General features: G+C 43.6%; 12 protein-coding genes and 1 pseudogene. 3 read left to right on the plus strand and 10 right to left on the minus strand.

Annotated elements, in window-relative coordinates; all coding sequences use genetic code 11:
* Positions 1-130: 130 nt before the first annotated feature.
* From IM479_RS14720 to IM479_RS14735, 4 genes and pseudogenes are all read right to left on the minus strand, one after another.
* Positions 131-490 (minus strand): annotated as a pseudogene (locus IM479_RS14720) (prepilin-type cleavage/methylation domain-containing protein); the annotation flags it as partial.
* A 225-nt stretch (positions 491-715) separates the two neighbouring features.
* Positions 716-1,189: a tRNA (cytidine(34)-2'-O)-methyltransferase gene (locus tag IM479_RS14725; RefSeq protein ID WP_287686811.1), complete on the minus strand. Its 474-nt coding sequence runs from the start codon at positions 1,187-1,189 to the stop codon at positions 716-718.
* 169 nt (positions 1,190-1,358) lie between these two features.
* The gene (locus tag IM479_RS14730) at positions 1,359-1,700 is read right to left on the minus strand and encodes a hypothetical protein (RefSeq protein WP_002754608.1); all 342 of its coding nucleotides are present in this window, start codon (positions 1,698-1,700) and stop codon (positions 1,359-1,361) included.
* A 272-nt stretch (positions 1,701-1,972) separates the two neighbouring features.
* The gene (locus tag IM479_RS14735) at positions 1,973-3,016 is read right to left on the minus strand and encodes a DNA cytosine methyltransferase (RefSeq protein ID WP_286824547.1); all 1,044 of its coding nucleotides are present in this window, start codon (positions 3,014-3,016) and stop codon (positions 1,973-1,975) included.
* Between the two features lie 561 nt (positions 3,017-3,577).
* On the opposite strand from IM479_RS14735, the gene IM479_RS14740 reads away from it, so the two are divergent.
* Positions 3,578-3,868 (plus strand): DUF3082 domain-containing protein, encoded by a 291-nt coding sequence (locus tag IM479_RS14740; protein WP_287686814.1) that lies wholly within the window; start codon positions 3,578-3,580, stop codon positions 3,866-3,868.
* Positions 3,869-3,971: 103 nt separating this feature from the next.
* On the opposite strand, the gene IM479_RS14745 is transcribed toward IM479_RS14740, so the two are convergent.
* From IM479_RS14745 to hslO, 5 genes are all read right to left on the minus strand, one after another.
* Complete coding sequence (locus IM479_RS14745; protein ID WP_287686816.1) at positions 3,972-5,621, minus strand: alpha/beta hydrolase; 1,650 nt, start codon at positions 5,619-5,621, stop codon at positions 3,972-3,974.
* A 132-nt stretch (positions 5,622-5,753) separates the two neighbouring features.
* Positions 5,754-7,397: a Ppx/GppA phosphatase family protein gene (locus IM479_RS14750; protein ID WP_287686817.1), complete on the minus strand. Its 1,644-nt coding sequence runs from the start codon at positions 7,395-7,397 to the stop codon at positions 5,754-5,756.
* Positions 7,398-7,576: 179 nt separating this feature from the next.
* Complete coding sequence (locus tag IM479_RS14755) at positions 7,577-8,788, minus strand: pentapeptide repeat-containing protein (RefSeq protein ID WP_287686818.1); 1,212 nt, start codon at positions 8,786-8,788, stop codon at positions 7,577-7,579.
* A 569-nt stretch (positions 8,789-9,357) separates the two neighbouring features.
* Entirely contained in the window at positions 9,358-11,313 is a 1,956-nt protein-coding gene (locus IM479_RS14760) for a coiled-coil domain-containing protein (protein ID WP_287686819.1), read from the minus strand.
* A gap of 64 nt (positions 11,314-11,377) precedes the next feature.
* On the minus strand, positions 11,378-12,292 hold the full coding sequence (gene hslO / locus IM479_RS14765) for an Hsp33 family molecular chaperone HslO (protein WP_286824540.1): 915 nt from the start codon (positions 12,290-12,292) through the stop codon (positions 11,378-11,380).
* Positions 12,293-12,376: 84 nt separating this feature from the next.
* Between hslO and IM479_RS14770 the strand changes: the two genes are divergently transcribed.
* A complete protein-coding gene (locus IM479_RS14770; protein ID WP_287686820.1) occupies positions 12,377-12,769 on the plus strand; it encodes a hypothetical protein in 393 nt (130 codons plus the stop codon).
* Between the two features lie 65 nt (positions 12,770-12,834).
* Positions 12,835-14,271 carry a signal recognition particle protein gene (gene ffh / locus IM479_RS14775; RefSeq protein ID WP_287686821.1) on the plus strand — a complete coding sequence of 479 codons (1,437 nt, stop codon included), beginning with the start codon at positions 12,835-12,837 and terminating at the stop codon, positions 14,269-14,271.
* 3 nt (positions 14,272-14,274) lie between these two features.
* Here ffh and thiL read toward each other — a convergent pair whose 3' ends face one another.
* Positions 14,275-15,243 carry a thiamine-phosphate kinase gene (gene thiL, locus IM479_RS14780; protein WP_287686822.1) on the minus strand — a complete coding sequence of 323 codons (969 nt, stop codon included), beginning with the start codon at positions 15,241-15,243 and terminating at the stop codon, positions 14,275-14,277.
* Between the last annotated feature and the right edge of the window lie 192 nt (positions 15,244-15,435).

The raw sequence follows: 15,435 nt of genomic DNA on the forward strand, positions 1-15,435 counted from the left end.
ATTATTCCTCCCATCGAGATATATTCTGAATTGTCAGTTATAACTATTATAATCTCATTTCTCTTTGTGATCAAGTTGAAGATTTTCTAGTTGTTGACATCTATAAGTATTAATACTCATTGCATAAGTGAGATGCTCCCCGAGTGATGGGAGTCCAATCGGTGACATTTTCACATTCGTCCCCTTGTACTTTTGCCACTTTAATCTGTTCGGTTTCACTTGCTGCCATGCACAAAGATAGGGGATGAGAACCTTCTCCTGTGGCTTGATAACGGGTATTTTTCCACTGTTGTGATATTTCAAAGGTGGCGATATTTAAGCGAATCCAAGCCATTAAACGATGATAAGCAGAAAGGGCAATAGTTAAGAGAATTCCTAATAAAATTAGGGTAACTAACATCTCGACTTGAGTTAAGCCAGAGGTGGATTTTTGCCGATTAAAAAGCTGGAAATTGCGAAAAGTATTGGGAGGAAGGTCTAAGATATTCATGAGCCTCATCTTGCCTTTTTATTTTCAATAAATTATGTAATTACAAAGGAGCAACAATTAACTTGCGCTAGGATAATCCACATAATTTCTTGCTGTTATTACGGACAAGATTGATGGCGATTGCTATTTTTTCTGCTCCGGGCAAAAATCAGCTAAATAAAAGCAATTTTCTAATTTTTTGGTCAATTCAGTTTATTTGCTCTGTTTATATAGCCAAATGTCCCGCTAACGAATAAATCCCAGTTGTCGTCTGGCCTCAAATAATCCGATTGCCACACTAACGGAAAGATTTAAACTTCTCACCCCCGGTTCCGCCATGGGAATATAAACCGTGTCATCACATTGATTTAATAAATCTGCCGGAATACCGTCGGTTTCACTGCCAAAAAGTAGCCAATCTCCGCTTTGATAGCTGTATTCCACATAACTGCTGCTGCCGCGCACAGTAAACCCGATCGCCCTTCCGCCGCTCTTTTGTTGACAAGCACAGAATTCATTTATTGTCAAGTGGTACATAAGTTTTACATAGGGCCAATAATCTAAGCCGGCGCGCTTCAGATAGCGATCGCTAATTTCAAAACCCAAAGGACCAACTAAATGCAATTCTGTCCTCGTTGCGGCGCAAGTACGGGCAATATTCCCCGTATTTGGCGGAATTTGCGGATTGATTAAAACCACTCGTAAAATCGGTTCAGTCATCAGTTATCAGTCATCAGTTATCGGTTATCAGTTGACTGTTTACAGCAAAAAACTCCCCACCTCTCAATTCATAATTCATAATTTATAATTCCCACTTTCCTATTGCTTGTTCCCTTATCTTTATGGGTGAGGACTAACTATACTGCATTCTGCCCCACCCTAGTCAAACTTATTTTAAATTGGCATAACTATCCATACTCAAGGGAACTAAATCGCCATGGATTGTCAAACCTAATAACATTGTTTCATTAGCGGGGATTAACTTGCCCGTAAGAGCGCAAATCTCATTTTTTCTAGCTGTAGCGTTAAATACTGCCCTTATATCACCAGCACAAAACTGAGGTCGATAATCCCCTGATTTCTGCTGAACGAAATTCCATAAGACATCGCGAATGAGTGCTTGATAACCTTGATTGCCGGAAATCTCTTTCAGCTTGTCTTTGAGGACTCTTTCTAGACGAATGCTAGTGACTTCCATCTCGGTGGTGGTGGTGCGTGTAATTGTCCGCATAATTTTCTTCTCCCAAATACTAAACATATTGGTGTTACAAGTGTAGTATAAGAGAGATACCTTTCACAAGCACAACCGGCGAAACCATCACCTCTGCTGCTCTTTTTATTTTGTCTCATGCCTATTTTTCTCATTTTTGAACTCTCGAAAATTAATTATGTAACAAGTCCACTGTTAATCCAGTGAGAGTCGAGCATAAACAGCGATCATATTGATCAAATAATAACTATTCTTAATATACCCAAACCCCTAGAAAAAATTGTTATTGTTCCTCAGATTGACAATAAATCTAATTGTCTCCCCTGTAGTTCTTTAAACCTGATATTTTCTTGAGAATCTCTGGATAAATCTAAAGCTTTAATCACTTCTTTTGCCACCGCTTCCACCACGGGAATAGCCACAGAATTACCGAACTGTTTATAAGCTTGGACATCGCTGACAACAATCTGAAAACTATCAGGAAATCCCTGTAATCTTGCCCATTCTCTGGGAGTCATTCTGCGGACGAATAACTTATTTACCTCTCCCTTAATGCGAGTAACAGGAGTAAAATTAGTCAGTCTTTTATCGATAACTAAATTTCTTTCTTTTCCCATACCTCCCACCACAATCGCATTAGCGATACCATCGGGAGAAATAATCTCATACCCAAAACCATTACCTTTATCTTGATGTCTAGCTTTGTGTTTAAATAAAGTTTCTAAATACTGATTAGAGAGATAATATTTAACGCTGACTTCCTTTTCTTCTAGGATATCTTCGAGACAAGTTTCTTGCTGGGTTGGTTGGGGATAGGAAAAATGATAAATATTCAAATCCTCTCGAAACCCGACGATAAAAATTCGGGGACGATTTTGAGGAACCCCAAAATATCTGGCATTTAAAATCTGGGGAGTGGGGACAAAATAATGCAAATCCTTTTCTAATATATCTAAAATAGTTTTTAAAGTTCTACCTCGATCATGATGGACTAATCCCTGGACATTTTCTAAGATAAAAGCTTTCGGTTTCTTTTCGTGTAAGATACGGGCAACTTCAAAAAATAAGGTTCCGCGTGCATCTTCAAAACCATGTTTTCTGCCGGCGATACTAAACGCTTGACAGGGAAACCCGCCGCACAGTATATCATGATCGGGTACAGTTTTCGCCTCTAATTTTCTGATGTCTTGATTATCGGGTAAATGACCATAGTTAGCCAAGTAAACCTTTTGGGAGTGAGGATCGATTTCCGAAGAAAAAACGCATTGACAACCGAGATTCTCTAGGGCGATTCTAAATCCTCCTATCCCAGCAAATAAATCAATAAAAGTCCACATATTTTATCTATTCTAAGCTTTAGTTTTGATCCCTGAGACGATATTAAACCGGCTATCTTAGATTTTAGTATATAGCAAAGACCAAGGTGCTTAGGACAATCCATCGCTGAAACCCTGTTCAGATAAGAGTTTGAAAATTGAAAGCGTCCTAAATAACCCATTATTTGCTATAAATGCTCGAATCTTTCTCGCCATCTCCCCCGCAACGCGCACGTAGATTTACAAAAATGAGATGCACCCAGAGGCACTGGCATACTACCGACTCGAACAACTGTCAAAATTAAAAGCCAAGTATGGGGTAGAATATCTTGACCCTGAAAGTGAGACGATCGACTTTTGACTAATCCAGTCCTTCCTTCCCGAAGCTGGTCAAGAGGAGTTGACCGACCCCGGTGATTGGGAACAGTTAAAACGGGAACTAGACCAGAATCAAGACCTGATCGTCTCCTCACAAGTCGATACTTCTTTTGCTTCCACCCTCGCTCCTTGGTCCTAGTCGGGTAAAATACTGGGGAAAAGAATTAAAATTTAACCTGGGCAATATTTGAGGACTAAAAAGTAATGACCACAGAATTAGAAACCAAACAAGTTACTCCTGCTCGCTGTTTAGTTGGTGCGGCAATTTCGGCAGCACTGGGGACAATTCTCTATTATCTCACGGCAGCGATCGGTCATTCTTTTTACTCAAAACCGATGGTTGCTCACAGTCCGATCGCCTTGAGAATTGGCAGTGCTGTCCGCACTTTAGTTTTTGGTTTAGCTTCTCTAGGAACCTTTATTTTTGCTTTTGTCACCATTGGTTTAATTCTTTTGGCTATCCAATTACTGCTTAAACGCCATCAACAAATATAAATTATGAATTATGAATTGGAAGTGGGGAAGTGGGTAAGTGGGGAGCTTTTCAGTGATCAGTAAACAGTGAACTGATAACTGATAACTGATAACTGATAACTGATTAACGGACATTTTGAGCGATAAAATCTTCGATGAGTTGTTCTAAAGCGGCCGAGGAGGCGCGGGTAATCAGAAAACATCTAAACTTTTGGCCTTGACTGAGATATTGGGAATAGGCCGCCTGTAAAAAAGGTTTATAGCTGGGGTTTTTGCGAATATACACCTCAAAAAAGGCCAAAGATAGGGAATGGGCGTAACTATCGATCACATAGGGTGCTGGCAGGGTAAGATCGGCTATGGATTCGATCGCTTCGTTAATTCCCGCGTCTAGTACCGAAAAATCGACGTGAGCTTGACCTTCAATCAGAGCTAAATATTTATTTTCGGTGTTGAGCAGGGGAAAAGAGCGCACCTGTTCAAAAATAGCGGGGGTAGCGGGATCGTAGGTTCCTGCCGCTACAAAAGTGGGAATTTCGATCTTAGCTAGTCCTTTAGCCCCGAAAATACTCCAATTAAACGGATTAACCGCAAAAATCGCTTTGATTCTCCGATCGCGAAAGTTGTATTCTTCTCGGGGTAAATCCAAAGCACGACACTGCAGCAAGAGGGAGACATTGAGAAAAGCTAATCTTCTTTGGCAGTCCCGTTGTAAATTCTCGAAATCGATCGTCGCTCCACCCACGGCTAAGGCTGTATAACCGCCGAAGGAATGTCCACCAACTCCCACATTATCTACATCTAATTGCCCCTGAAATTCCCCCGCGTTGCGTCTTTGCAATTCATCGATCACAAAAGATATGTCCAATGGACGATTGACAAATTCGTTGCTATAAAAAACCGTCCGCGATAAACCGGCGAGCAGATTCTGCACCTGTAGGGTATCACTGCCGGGGTGTTGGGGCATGGCGACGAGATAACCGTAACTAGCCCAGTGTTCCGCTTGTCGGAGAAAATCTTCGGGACGAGAAGCTAAACCGTGGGAAAAGACAATAACGGGGGTTTTCTGGGTTAATTGCCCCTTGGGTTTGACAATGATTAGATAAAGTTCCCTCTGACGACGGCTATCGGTTAAATCCAGCCGCATTTGTTCTACTTGTTGCGGTCCCGGTTGTCGGGGGTCGGTCATGGCGGTAAAATTAATTTCACCGGCCTTTTTAGCTTCTTCTAAGGATAATTGCGCCACCTTTTCCGTGAATACTGTGGTCGCTTTCAGGACGATATCGATCGCCCTAGCTAATCTTTGCACTCTTGTCACATCAATCTGCATATTAGTGGGCAGATTACGCAGCAGGTTAAGAATAGTTACCCCTCCCGGTTCAAAAGCTGATTTAATTAGGGCAGAACGCAGAGCGAATTTACCATTAATACCCCCTTGAATGGTGATCAGTTCCCCTAAAAGGTTGAGGATATCTTCCCCCATTGTGGTGTTAAAAAAGCGCGAGATCAGGACGGGATTAATTTCTTTAGTTGTGGTTAAAGCTTGGCGAAATTCTCTTTGTTGTTCGGGGGTGGTATTACCTAAATATTGTCTTAGATTAGCGTCGATTCTGCCAGTCTCGACAAACTTTTCTAGGGAACTAATTTCTAGGGTACGACTAAAGGGCGGTAAGATAAAAGTGATTCTCTCGGCCGAGAGGACAGGAAAGCTAGACAGTATCGTTCCCAAGCAACCAAGAGCGATCAAGCGACCAATTTTAGCTAATTGCAACAAGTTTTTCGGCTCCTTTTCTTTCTGCGATCCTATTCCCTCTGGATTATAACAGTAACCTGACAGTTTTTAACAGTGGTATGAAAATTCCAATCTTGCCGATTTCAAGCTACTTAATACCGGCGGTAGATGGTTTCAGGGCAAAAATGCCAAAGTTGCCACTACTTTCACCCCAAATTCTTCTTCAAAAACAGGTTTTTTATAGTCTAAACTCCACAATTCTAAAGCACAATCATCTTCAGCATTATTGGGAAAAAGATGCAGATGTAGGGTTCTATATTCAGGATCGTACTTACATTCAATCTTTTTAATCGCTCCTATTTGTCGCCGATCTAAAGCCACAGCCAAGCGCAGTATAGCACTTAAATGTCTGACCATATACTGATAGTATTCAGTTAATTTCATAAAATCATCGTGCCTTTTCTTCGGTTTACTTTTGCGGTGATAACGAGCGATATTAGCGATAACTTCTAACTCTATTTCCGTATAGCCCAACAGTTCACCATTGCGAATTAAATAATAGGAATGTTTATGATGGGCAGCATGACTAACATATAAACCACTATTGTGCAGTATAGCCGCTGCCCATAATAAATCTTTAGCCTCCTGATTCCAAGAATGTAATTGTGCTTGGGTTTGCTCAAACAAAGACAGGGAAAATGTCGCTATTCTCTCAGCAGATTCTAAATTAACTTGATACTTTTTCGCTATTTTCAAGACACTGCGCTGACGGATTTCACTCTGATAAAGTAACCGATTATCAATTAAACCGTGCGTCAGCATCCAATCGACGATTACCCCTTCTCGCAAGGCTCTTTCACAGAGAACTAACTTATCAACATCTAACATGGTCATCGCTTCCAAAAGCACGATCGAACCGGCTAGAATTATCTCGGCCCGTTTATCGGACATCCCCAGAATTGCCAGTCTTTGGTGATAGTCCAAAGTGGCGAAACGTTTGACCAATTCTTTGACATCTTTGCGGGTTAATTGATAACCATTTAAAGGATTGGGAATTTCCCCCAATTTCTCCAAAGCATGGATAGTCATCAAAGTTTCGATCGTCCCAGAAGTTCCCACTAAACGCGGCACTTCTCCCACCTGTAAATGATGTTTAATTTCTGACCCTGCCCGCTCTAACATTCCCCGGGTGTAGGCTCTTAAATAAGCCAATTCTGTGGTACTAATGGGATCGGTGGTGATCAAATCTTGGCTCAAACGCACAGCCCCGATTTTGGTACTACTAAGAAAGCGAATTTCTTGACTATCAGCTAAGATTAATTCTGTGGAACCACCACCGATATCGATAATAATATGGGCTTGATTTTGGAAATCCATTCCCGAGACGACACCGAGATAAATCCGGCGCGCTTCCTCCTGTCCGGAGATGAGATTTACGGAAATACCGACTTCTTTCGCGATTAAAGCCAAAAATTCGTCGCCGTTGGTCGCTTCCCGGGTGGCGCTAGTGGCAACGGCAATAATCTGATCCGCATGGAGACTAATAGCCAGATCGTGACAGCGTTTTAAAGCGGCGATCGCTCTTTCCATGGCCGCTAGGGTTAATTTACCAGTTTTTCTATCTCGATCGCCCAGACGGACTATATCCTTTTCTCTGGCAATAATCGTAAAAGCGGGTAAAGACGGTTCAATTGCCACTACTACCATGTGAACCGAATTCGTCCCAATATCGATCGCCGCTAGGATTTGGACATCGGAGGCTTTTCTAAGGGGCGCTAGTCCCCGATTGGGTATAACTTGATTAGAAATATTCACCATCGCTTATCAGTGATCAGTTACCAGTCGGGGGATAGGGGTTAGGGAAAAGGGCAATTAACTTTATTTGGCATCGGGATGTAACTCCGCCGCCTCTGACACCCGATCGATCGGGGTTGGTCTTATTATCCCTCTAATTGCCCGCCTCGGAGCCGCAATTTTGGCTTTGTATAGCAGTTATCTTATTCGTCAATATACAATTTTCGTTGCTCCAGGGCCAATTGCCGGAATTCCCCTTCCCCAAATTCTCCCTGCCAAGGACGGCGCTCTTGATCGCACTCGACTAAATAGATATAATCACAATCAACCCCTTCTAAATTGGTATTTTCGGCGATTTTCCAAGCTTCGATACAAGCACCCGTCAAGGTGGCTCCCTGTAAATTGGCTCTCATCACGTTACTATGGGCTAAATTTGCCCCTTCTAGATTAGCGTAGGCTAAATTTGCCTCACTGAAATTTGCCCTAGTCAGGTTGGCATTTTTTAAGTTAACCCCGGAAAGATTTAGTCCGCGAAAATTATAGCCAATATAAGCTTTATTGTCCCCTTGACCAGTAACCAGAAGATTTCTCATCGCAACTTCGTCCAGAATTGTCTTTTCCCAGCGCGCTCGCTCGATGCCCGATACCAGATAAAATCGAGTTCTAGTTAAATCTTTTGCCCTTAAATCAGTGGCTTTTAACTGCGCTCCCGTGAAATCAGCTTCTTGGAGATTTGCCCCGAAAAAATTTGTACCTTTACTGGCTAAAAAAGCAATTGCCATCGATTTCGTGACCGTTGCTCTCGATTCTTCTAGGGATAACCAGGCTAGATAAGCGGTGAATAAAGTAACACAAACCCCAACAATCAAAGCTATAGAAAAAGTTACATTCATCACGGCTATTCCTGCTAATGCTCCTTGAAAAGCTAGTATAATTACTGTCAATAAAGTTACAATTAAGCTGATAAGAATTGCTAGAATAAAACTTATTGCTTGACCAGAAATCAAGGATAAAACTAAGGGCAATCCCCCAACTCGTTGACGATAAAATATTCCGTAAATTAGAGATAAAATTGTAATTATCACCGCACCAATGATTTTAAATTCGGTTACATCTGTCACCAGCATTAAAGCTAGATAATAACCAGCTAATCCCCACAGAAAGCCGCAGACAGCCGCTATTAACCAAGAAATTAAGATTAATTGTAGCCGACCGCGCTTTAGTAATCCTGCCCTGGCCTCTGTAAATTTAGTTCTCTCTAAAATAGCCCCTTGAAAATTAGTGCCACGGAGATCGGCTTGACTAAAATTAGCCCCCGATAAATTCTTTCCGTGAAAACACTGTCCTTTTAATTTTACTCCTGTAAAATCGCGTTTCCCTTTGGCATATAAATCTAGTACCTCACTTGCTCTCATAGAAATTACAGAGTTCTGTTTTTTGCTTGATTGATTAATGTAATTCATAAGCTGCCCGCGTATTTAAATTGCTTGTTGAGATCAGGCAAGAGGCAACAGGCAAGAGGCAACAGTAAAGGGATTGAGGGAGATTTAGCTAATCTAAGGAGAGGCGGTTAAAATGCGTTTTAGCTTAACAACTATCTATTATCTTTTTAAAATTAGCTTTGGTTATTTTTGTTGTAATTTATTAATTAAAAATAATGATGATAATTTTTAGTATTTCATTTACAGGAATCATACTAAATCCTGTTTAAAAGTTATTCACACTATTAAAAACGGATTTGGTATGATACTAAATCCAGTTATTAAAAACTGATTATTTATTCTCCCCTTTGCCTTTTGCCTCTTGCCTTTTGCCTGTCTGATATGTTACCTATACTCAACGGATTTAGTATGACTGGCAATTTCAGGAAAGATGCTCGCCTCAAATTAACCCAATTATATCCGTCAATTTTAACTGGACAGACCCCTGGGGATGAGGGACTTTTTTAGGGGCAATTCACCGGAAAAACAGCCCCTAAAACTGATTATTGACCCGGACTCGGTGTTTCTATCGGGGACTCCGGGGAGAGGGGAGTCGATTCAACTATTGGCGGTGGGGCCGGAGGTTGGAGAATATTGCGCCAGCCTTGTATTTGGGAGCGAGCCGAACTGTAAGCGGTACTTTCCGGGGATACGGATTCAGCCAGGCTAATAGCTTCCAGATAACGACCATTATTAGCTTGTTCCGTGGCTAAAGACAAAAGCTGATAACTCCAACGTTCCAGCAATTCAGTCCGTTGCACACCCGCATCGGTTTTAGTGGAAATATTGGTAACTAAAGCAATCGCCCGGGTTAAACCTTCTGCGGTTCCCGTCGCCGCTAATTGATTAGCCTGTTGGAGATTTTGACGGGCCCGCAACTCTCGGCGCCAGCGACGGATATTTTGGGAAGCTTCCGCAGAAAGAGCGCGACCGGGGGGAATTTGATTGGCAGTTTCGATCGCCGTGCTATAGTCTTTGAGATTGGCCAAAGCTTGCGCCTGATCTAAAATGGGTTGATCCTCCATACGTTCAATCCGCCCTTGCCAGTCGCGAATTTCCCCTTGAGCATCTCGGTATAAGGCCCGATTCTTAGCGATTGCCTGGGCCTGAATAATAGCGTTACCCAGGGAATTAATATCGCCGGGGATAGCGATTTCCCGCGCCCGTTCTAAAATCGGCCGGTCTTCAATCAATTGTATTTGACGATTCCAAGAGCCAATTTCCTGCTGTGCTTGCGACCAGAGGGGATTATTACGGGGAACCTCGCCCGCTTTCGCGATAGCGGCGCTATACTGCTCGATCGTACCTGCTTGTGCTAAATCTCTAGCCTCGGACAGTATTCTTATATCCTGTACCTGTAACTGCCAGCGCTCCCTCATAGCTAGGGCCGTTTGATGGAGAGGTCGAGAAGCGTCGATTTGTTCTAGTCCCAGTATGCCAGCTTCCAATCCCTCCACCGTGCCGGCTTCCGCATCTAAGGCCGCTTCCGACAAGAGGGACCAATCGGTGACATCTTCTTTAATTTTGAGGTCTTTGGGGGTTTGGTTAGCCAAATCCCGGAGAGCTTGCCATTGCTTCCGCTCAATTAATCTTTCGGCGTATTCTTGTAGTTTATCCTCGGTTTTCCCGATTAATTTTTCTGCCTCCTGATAGGCATAACTGCTGGCTTGAATTTTTCTAGCTTCTTCGATGACTTTGAACCAATTGTCGAGACCGCCCCGGGCAAAGAGATTAAAGGCATTATCTAATTTACTGCTATCTTCCCGGGCGACGGTAATTTTAGCGAGCGCTTCATTATATTTAACCGTTGCCCAATATTCGTTATTTAAGTTCAATAAATCCACCGCTAGACGGAAAGATTGATTCCAGTTGGAAGCGCGGAGATTTTCCTCTAGTTTGCTTAATATCTCGTTGCCTTCCGTCCAAGTTCCTTGCCACTTAGCGATTCTTTCTTCAATAATTGCCGCTACTGCCATATTATTGGGGATTTGACGAGCTTTAGCGATTGCTTGCTGTAAATTTCCCGCTTGATAGTCTTTTTCAGCCAAATTCAGGATATCTCGCGCCCATTCTTCCACCTGTTGATTAACTTGCGATCGCAAGGGATGGTCCTCGGGCAAAGCTTCCACTAGGGCAATTGCTTCGAGTAGGCCTGCCACGGTGCGACTATCGGCGGAAAGTTGAGCGCAGTAGAGACGCAGGGAGGCAGAAGCGATAGGCCAGAAGATTTTCGGGCAATTGGGCGACTTCTGCATATTTAATAACTGCCAAGTGGCGAGAAAGCCAACACCGCCAAAGACCACGACAAATAAAGCCGCCCAAACTTTCCAAGTGAAACGATGCTGGTATCGGTACCAAAAGAGAAAAAGAAAAGATTTAGTTTTCTCTGGCCAACGAGTCAGGGAGTCAATCGATTCTCGTTTGACTAGATTTTTGGTTAATTCTTTTCCTTTAAACATTCACGACTCCCTGACGGATATTTTTAGATAGATTTTACCTTAATGGCGCTCATTGCCCAACTTCTCAGCAAGATTCAGCTTGTAGAGACTCGACTAATTCGATTAATTGCGTCTCGTTGGCACTATACACTTCCTGGCAAAACTCACAGATGGCTTCCGCTTGTTTATCCTTTTCGATGATGTCTTTTAATTCATCGACCCCGAGGAATTTTAAAGCTCCTAAGGCCCGTTCAAAAGAACAATCACAATCAAAACGCAGCATCTGCACAGCCGGAAAAATTTCTAGACCCATATCTCCGAGAAGTTCCTGAAAAATATCTTCTAGTCCTTTTCCTGCCCGTAAAAGAGGCGTAAATCCCGTTAATTTTCGCAATCTCGACTCTAAACGAGCCACCAAGACCTCATCCCGGGACGCTTCTTTAGAGAGAACTTGTAATAAAATTCCCCCGGCAGCCGTTACTCCTGTGGTCGTACCGACAAAAACCCCCACTTGCAAAGCGGAGGGAATTTGTTCCGATTGGTCCAGGTAGTAGGCGATATCTTCCCCCACTTCCCCAGAAACTATCTCGACGATGCTTTCTTGAAGTTCATTTCTCTCCTCGCCTTTTTCTTCCCGCAAGACCCGCACATAACCCTTGTCACCCACGGCGCGACCCACATCTAATTTACCTTTAGCATTGGGGAGTAATTCCACTTGGGGACAGTCCACATAACCGCGCACCGTGCCATCGAGTCCGGCATCAACTAAAACACCGCCTAGGGGACCATCGCCTTTAATGCGAATATTGACCCTAGAACCGGGTTTTTTTAAACTGGAAGCCAAGAGTAAAGCCGATGCCATAGTGCGACCGAGAGCGGCGGTGGCTACGTTAGATAATTTATGTCTTTGGCGGGCTTCTTCGGTTAAACGAGTGGTAATCACTCCTACTACCCTAATTCCCCCATCGGCGGCCGTGGCGCGGATTAATTTATCTGCCATACTACTTACTGTTATCCTTGGAAAACGCTGTCCCGATTTTTAGTTATTCTTTAACTAACTTAACAAAAATTATCAGACAACAATATGTTCGGCAATTTTCAACAAAGTCAGCTGCGTATCGAAATCTCGGCCAGTGAACAGGCTATCCGGGATAGTTTGCTCAAAACTGCTCATCTCCGTCAATGGCTGTGGCCGCAAATGCTCTCGCCCCATCTACCCGATAAATTAGAGGCAGGCTTGACTTTTACCTCTTGGTTAGGTTTAATTCCCGTACAACATCAGGTTTTATTAGCTAATGACCAGTGTTTACGCTTGCTTTTGAGTCAAGGTATCGATGGCTATCACGAATGGTATTGGGGCGATGGTTGGTTACAATCGCGTTTAGAAGGCATTTCCCTCCTTCCCCTCAATCTCGGTCAAACTCTCAGTTTATTAAAATTACGACTATTTTTGAGCAATCAGAACTTAGGAGGGTAAGAGCGGCGGTCTTCAGCCCGACATTGAGATAAAATCGATCTAGTTAAAAATTTAATTCCGAAACTATGTTCGACGCACTGGCCGACCGCTTAGAAGACGCCTGGAAAAAATTACGAGGTCAAGATAAAATCTCCTCGGCCAATATACAAGAAACCCTCAAAGAAGTCCGGCGGGCTTTATTATCCGCAGATGTTAACCTACAGGTGGTCAAGGGATTTATTGCTGAGGTCGAGAAACAAGCCCTCGGCGCGGAAGTTATTTCTGGAGTCAATCCCGGCCAGCAATTTATCAAAATTGTCTATGATGAATTAGTTAAAATTATGGGGGAAAGCAACGTTCCCCTAGCCCAGGCCGATAAACCCCCCACCGTAATTTTAATGGCCGGGTTGCAAGGGACAGGAAAAACCACCGCCACCGCCAAATTAGCCCTATATCTACGCAAACAGTCGAAAAGCTGCCTGATGGTGGCTACCGATGTTTACCGTCCAGCGGCCATTGACCAATTAATCACCCTCGGTAAACAGATAAATGTTCCCGTCTTCGAGATGGGTTCTCAGGCTAATCCCGTCGATATCGCCCGTCAAGGTGTGGAAAAAGCCAAAGAATTGGGCGTAGATACGGTTATCATCGACACCGCCGGTCGTTTGCAGATAGATACCCAGATGATGGGCGAACTAGCACAAATCAAGAAAATTGTCAAGGCCGACGACACTTTATTAGTGGTGGATGCGATGACCGGTCAAGAAGCGGCCAATCTCACCCACACTTTTCACCAACAAATCGGCATCACGGGGGCAATTCTCACCAAACTGGACGGTGATACTCGCGGTGGTGCGGCCCTATCAGTGCGGCAAATATCGGGACAACCGATTAAATTTGTTGGGGTTGGGGAAAAAGTCGAGGCTTTAGAGCCATTTTATCCCGATCGCCTTGCCAGTCGCATCCTCAATATGGGTGATGTCCTGACGCTAGTGGAAAAAGCTCAGGAACAGTTAGACCTAGAAGACGCGGCCAAAATGCAGGCCAAGATTTTAGAGGCCAAGTTTGATTTTAATGACTTCCTCAAACAGATGCGGCTGTTAAAAAATATGGGTTCCCTGGGGGGAGTCTTAAAATTAATCCCCGGTCTGGGCAAACTGAGCGGGACAGACATCGAAAAGGGCGAAAAAGAGTTAAAACGCACGGAAGCGATGATTAATTCCATGACCACGGAGGAACGCGCTGACCCCGATTTATTGGCTAAGTCTCCTAATCGTCGTCGTCGCATTGCCAAAGGTTCGGGACATCCGGAAACGGAAGTTACCAAACTAATTACTAATTTCACCAGAATGCGATCGATGATGCAACAGATGGGACGGGGACAAATGCCCGCTATGCCGGGGATGCCCGGGATGGGTGGCGGAATGTTTGGGGGTGGCAATCAACCGGGGTTCCGCGGCCAAGGTGGCAGCCCGAAAAAACCGAAGAAAATCAAGAAAAAGAAAGGTTTTGGCGATTTATAGAGGCTAAAAATGTTGAAATCCAGAGCTTAAACTTAGGTTTCTACCGTCGGCTAATTTTATCTCTTTCCCCGGGACAATTTGACCGATTATCGCCCCCTCTTCCCCCACTTTCTCGAGCAATTCTCTGGCACTGTCCGGGGGCAAACACAAAACTAACTCAAAGTCTTCACCGCCGTATAAAGCCCATTCTAGAGCTTTTTTGGCTCCTACATATTCTTTCAGGGTTGGATGCAGGGGAATCGTCTCGATTTCAGCACCAACCCCACTACAGCGACAAATTTGCATGATGGCATCTGCTAACCCGTCACTGCTATCCATGCCCGCGATGGGAAATTGCTTGACAATTTTTTGTAAATGTGGTATGCAATCAAGTCTCGGTTGCGGGCGTTGATGGGCTTGGATTAATCTCTTTTTTTGGGCGGAATTTAAATTCCTACTGGTTTCAGGGTGGAAGAGTAACTCTAATCCAGCCCGCGATAAACCGTGATAACCAGTAATAACGATACTATCGCCAACTTTTGCATTAAAACGTCTAATCTCTTCATTTTTTGCCACTTGTCCCAGGGCGGTGATACTGATGTTAATCTCCGTGGCCCGACAGAGATCACCCCCGACGATCGCCGTCTGATATACTTGCAGACAAGAGCTAAGACCCCGATAGAGTCCTTCTAGCCAATCGATGGCTAGATCGGGAGTTAAAGCCAATCCTACCGTAATTCCCAGGGGTTCTGCCCCCATAGCCGCTAAATCGGATAAATTAGCCGCCGCCGCTCGCCAGCCCACATCTTCGGGAGAGGTGGTAAGATCGCTAAAGTGGACGTTATTAACTAAAACATCAGTGGTGACGACGAGAGAATAACCATCTTTGAGGCATAAAATCGCCCCATCATCACCGATAATCTCCGCAGGACAATATTTTTGCAGAATCGGTAGCAATCCCTGTTCACCCAAGTCTTTAACGGTTAAATTCATAATTTCTGGGAATTGAACGATGCAGCTTCTAAAAAGTTTTTAGTTAGAGCTTGCTGAATAATGGTAAAACCCTTTTAAAATAAAGCTTTTGACCTGTTAAAGTCCGATGTTAGTGCAAGAAAATAGGATTGGGACTTTCAAAAACCTTGCATTATCCTTCTTGTAGTACATCGCTTGGTACAAAAAACAAGG

It is taken from the genome of Microcystis sp. M165S2 (genome assembly GCF_020245885.1).
Taxonomy (GTDB): domain Bacteria; phylum Cyanobacteriota; class Cyanobacteriia; order Cyanobacteriales; family Microcystaceae; genus Microcystis.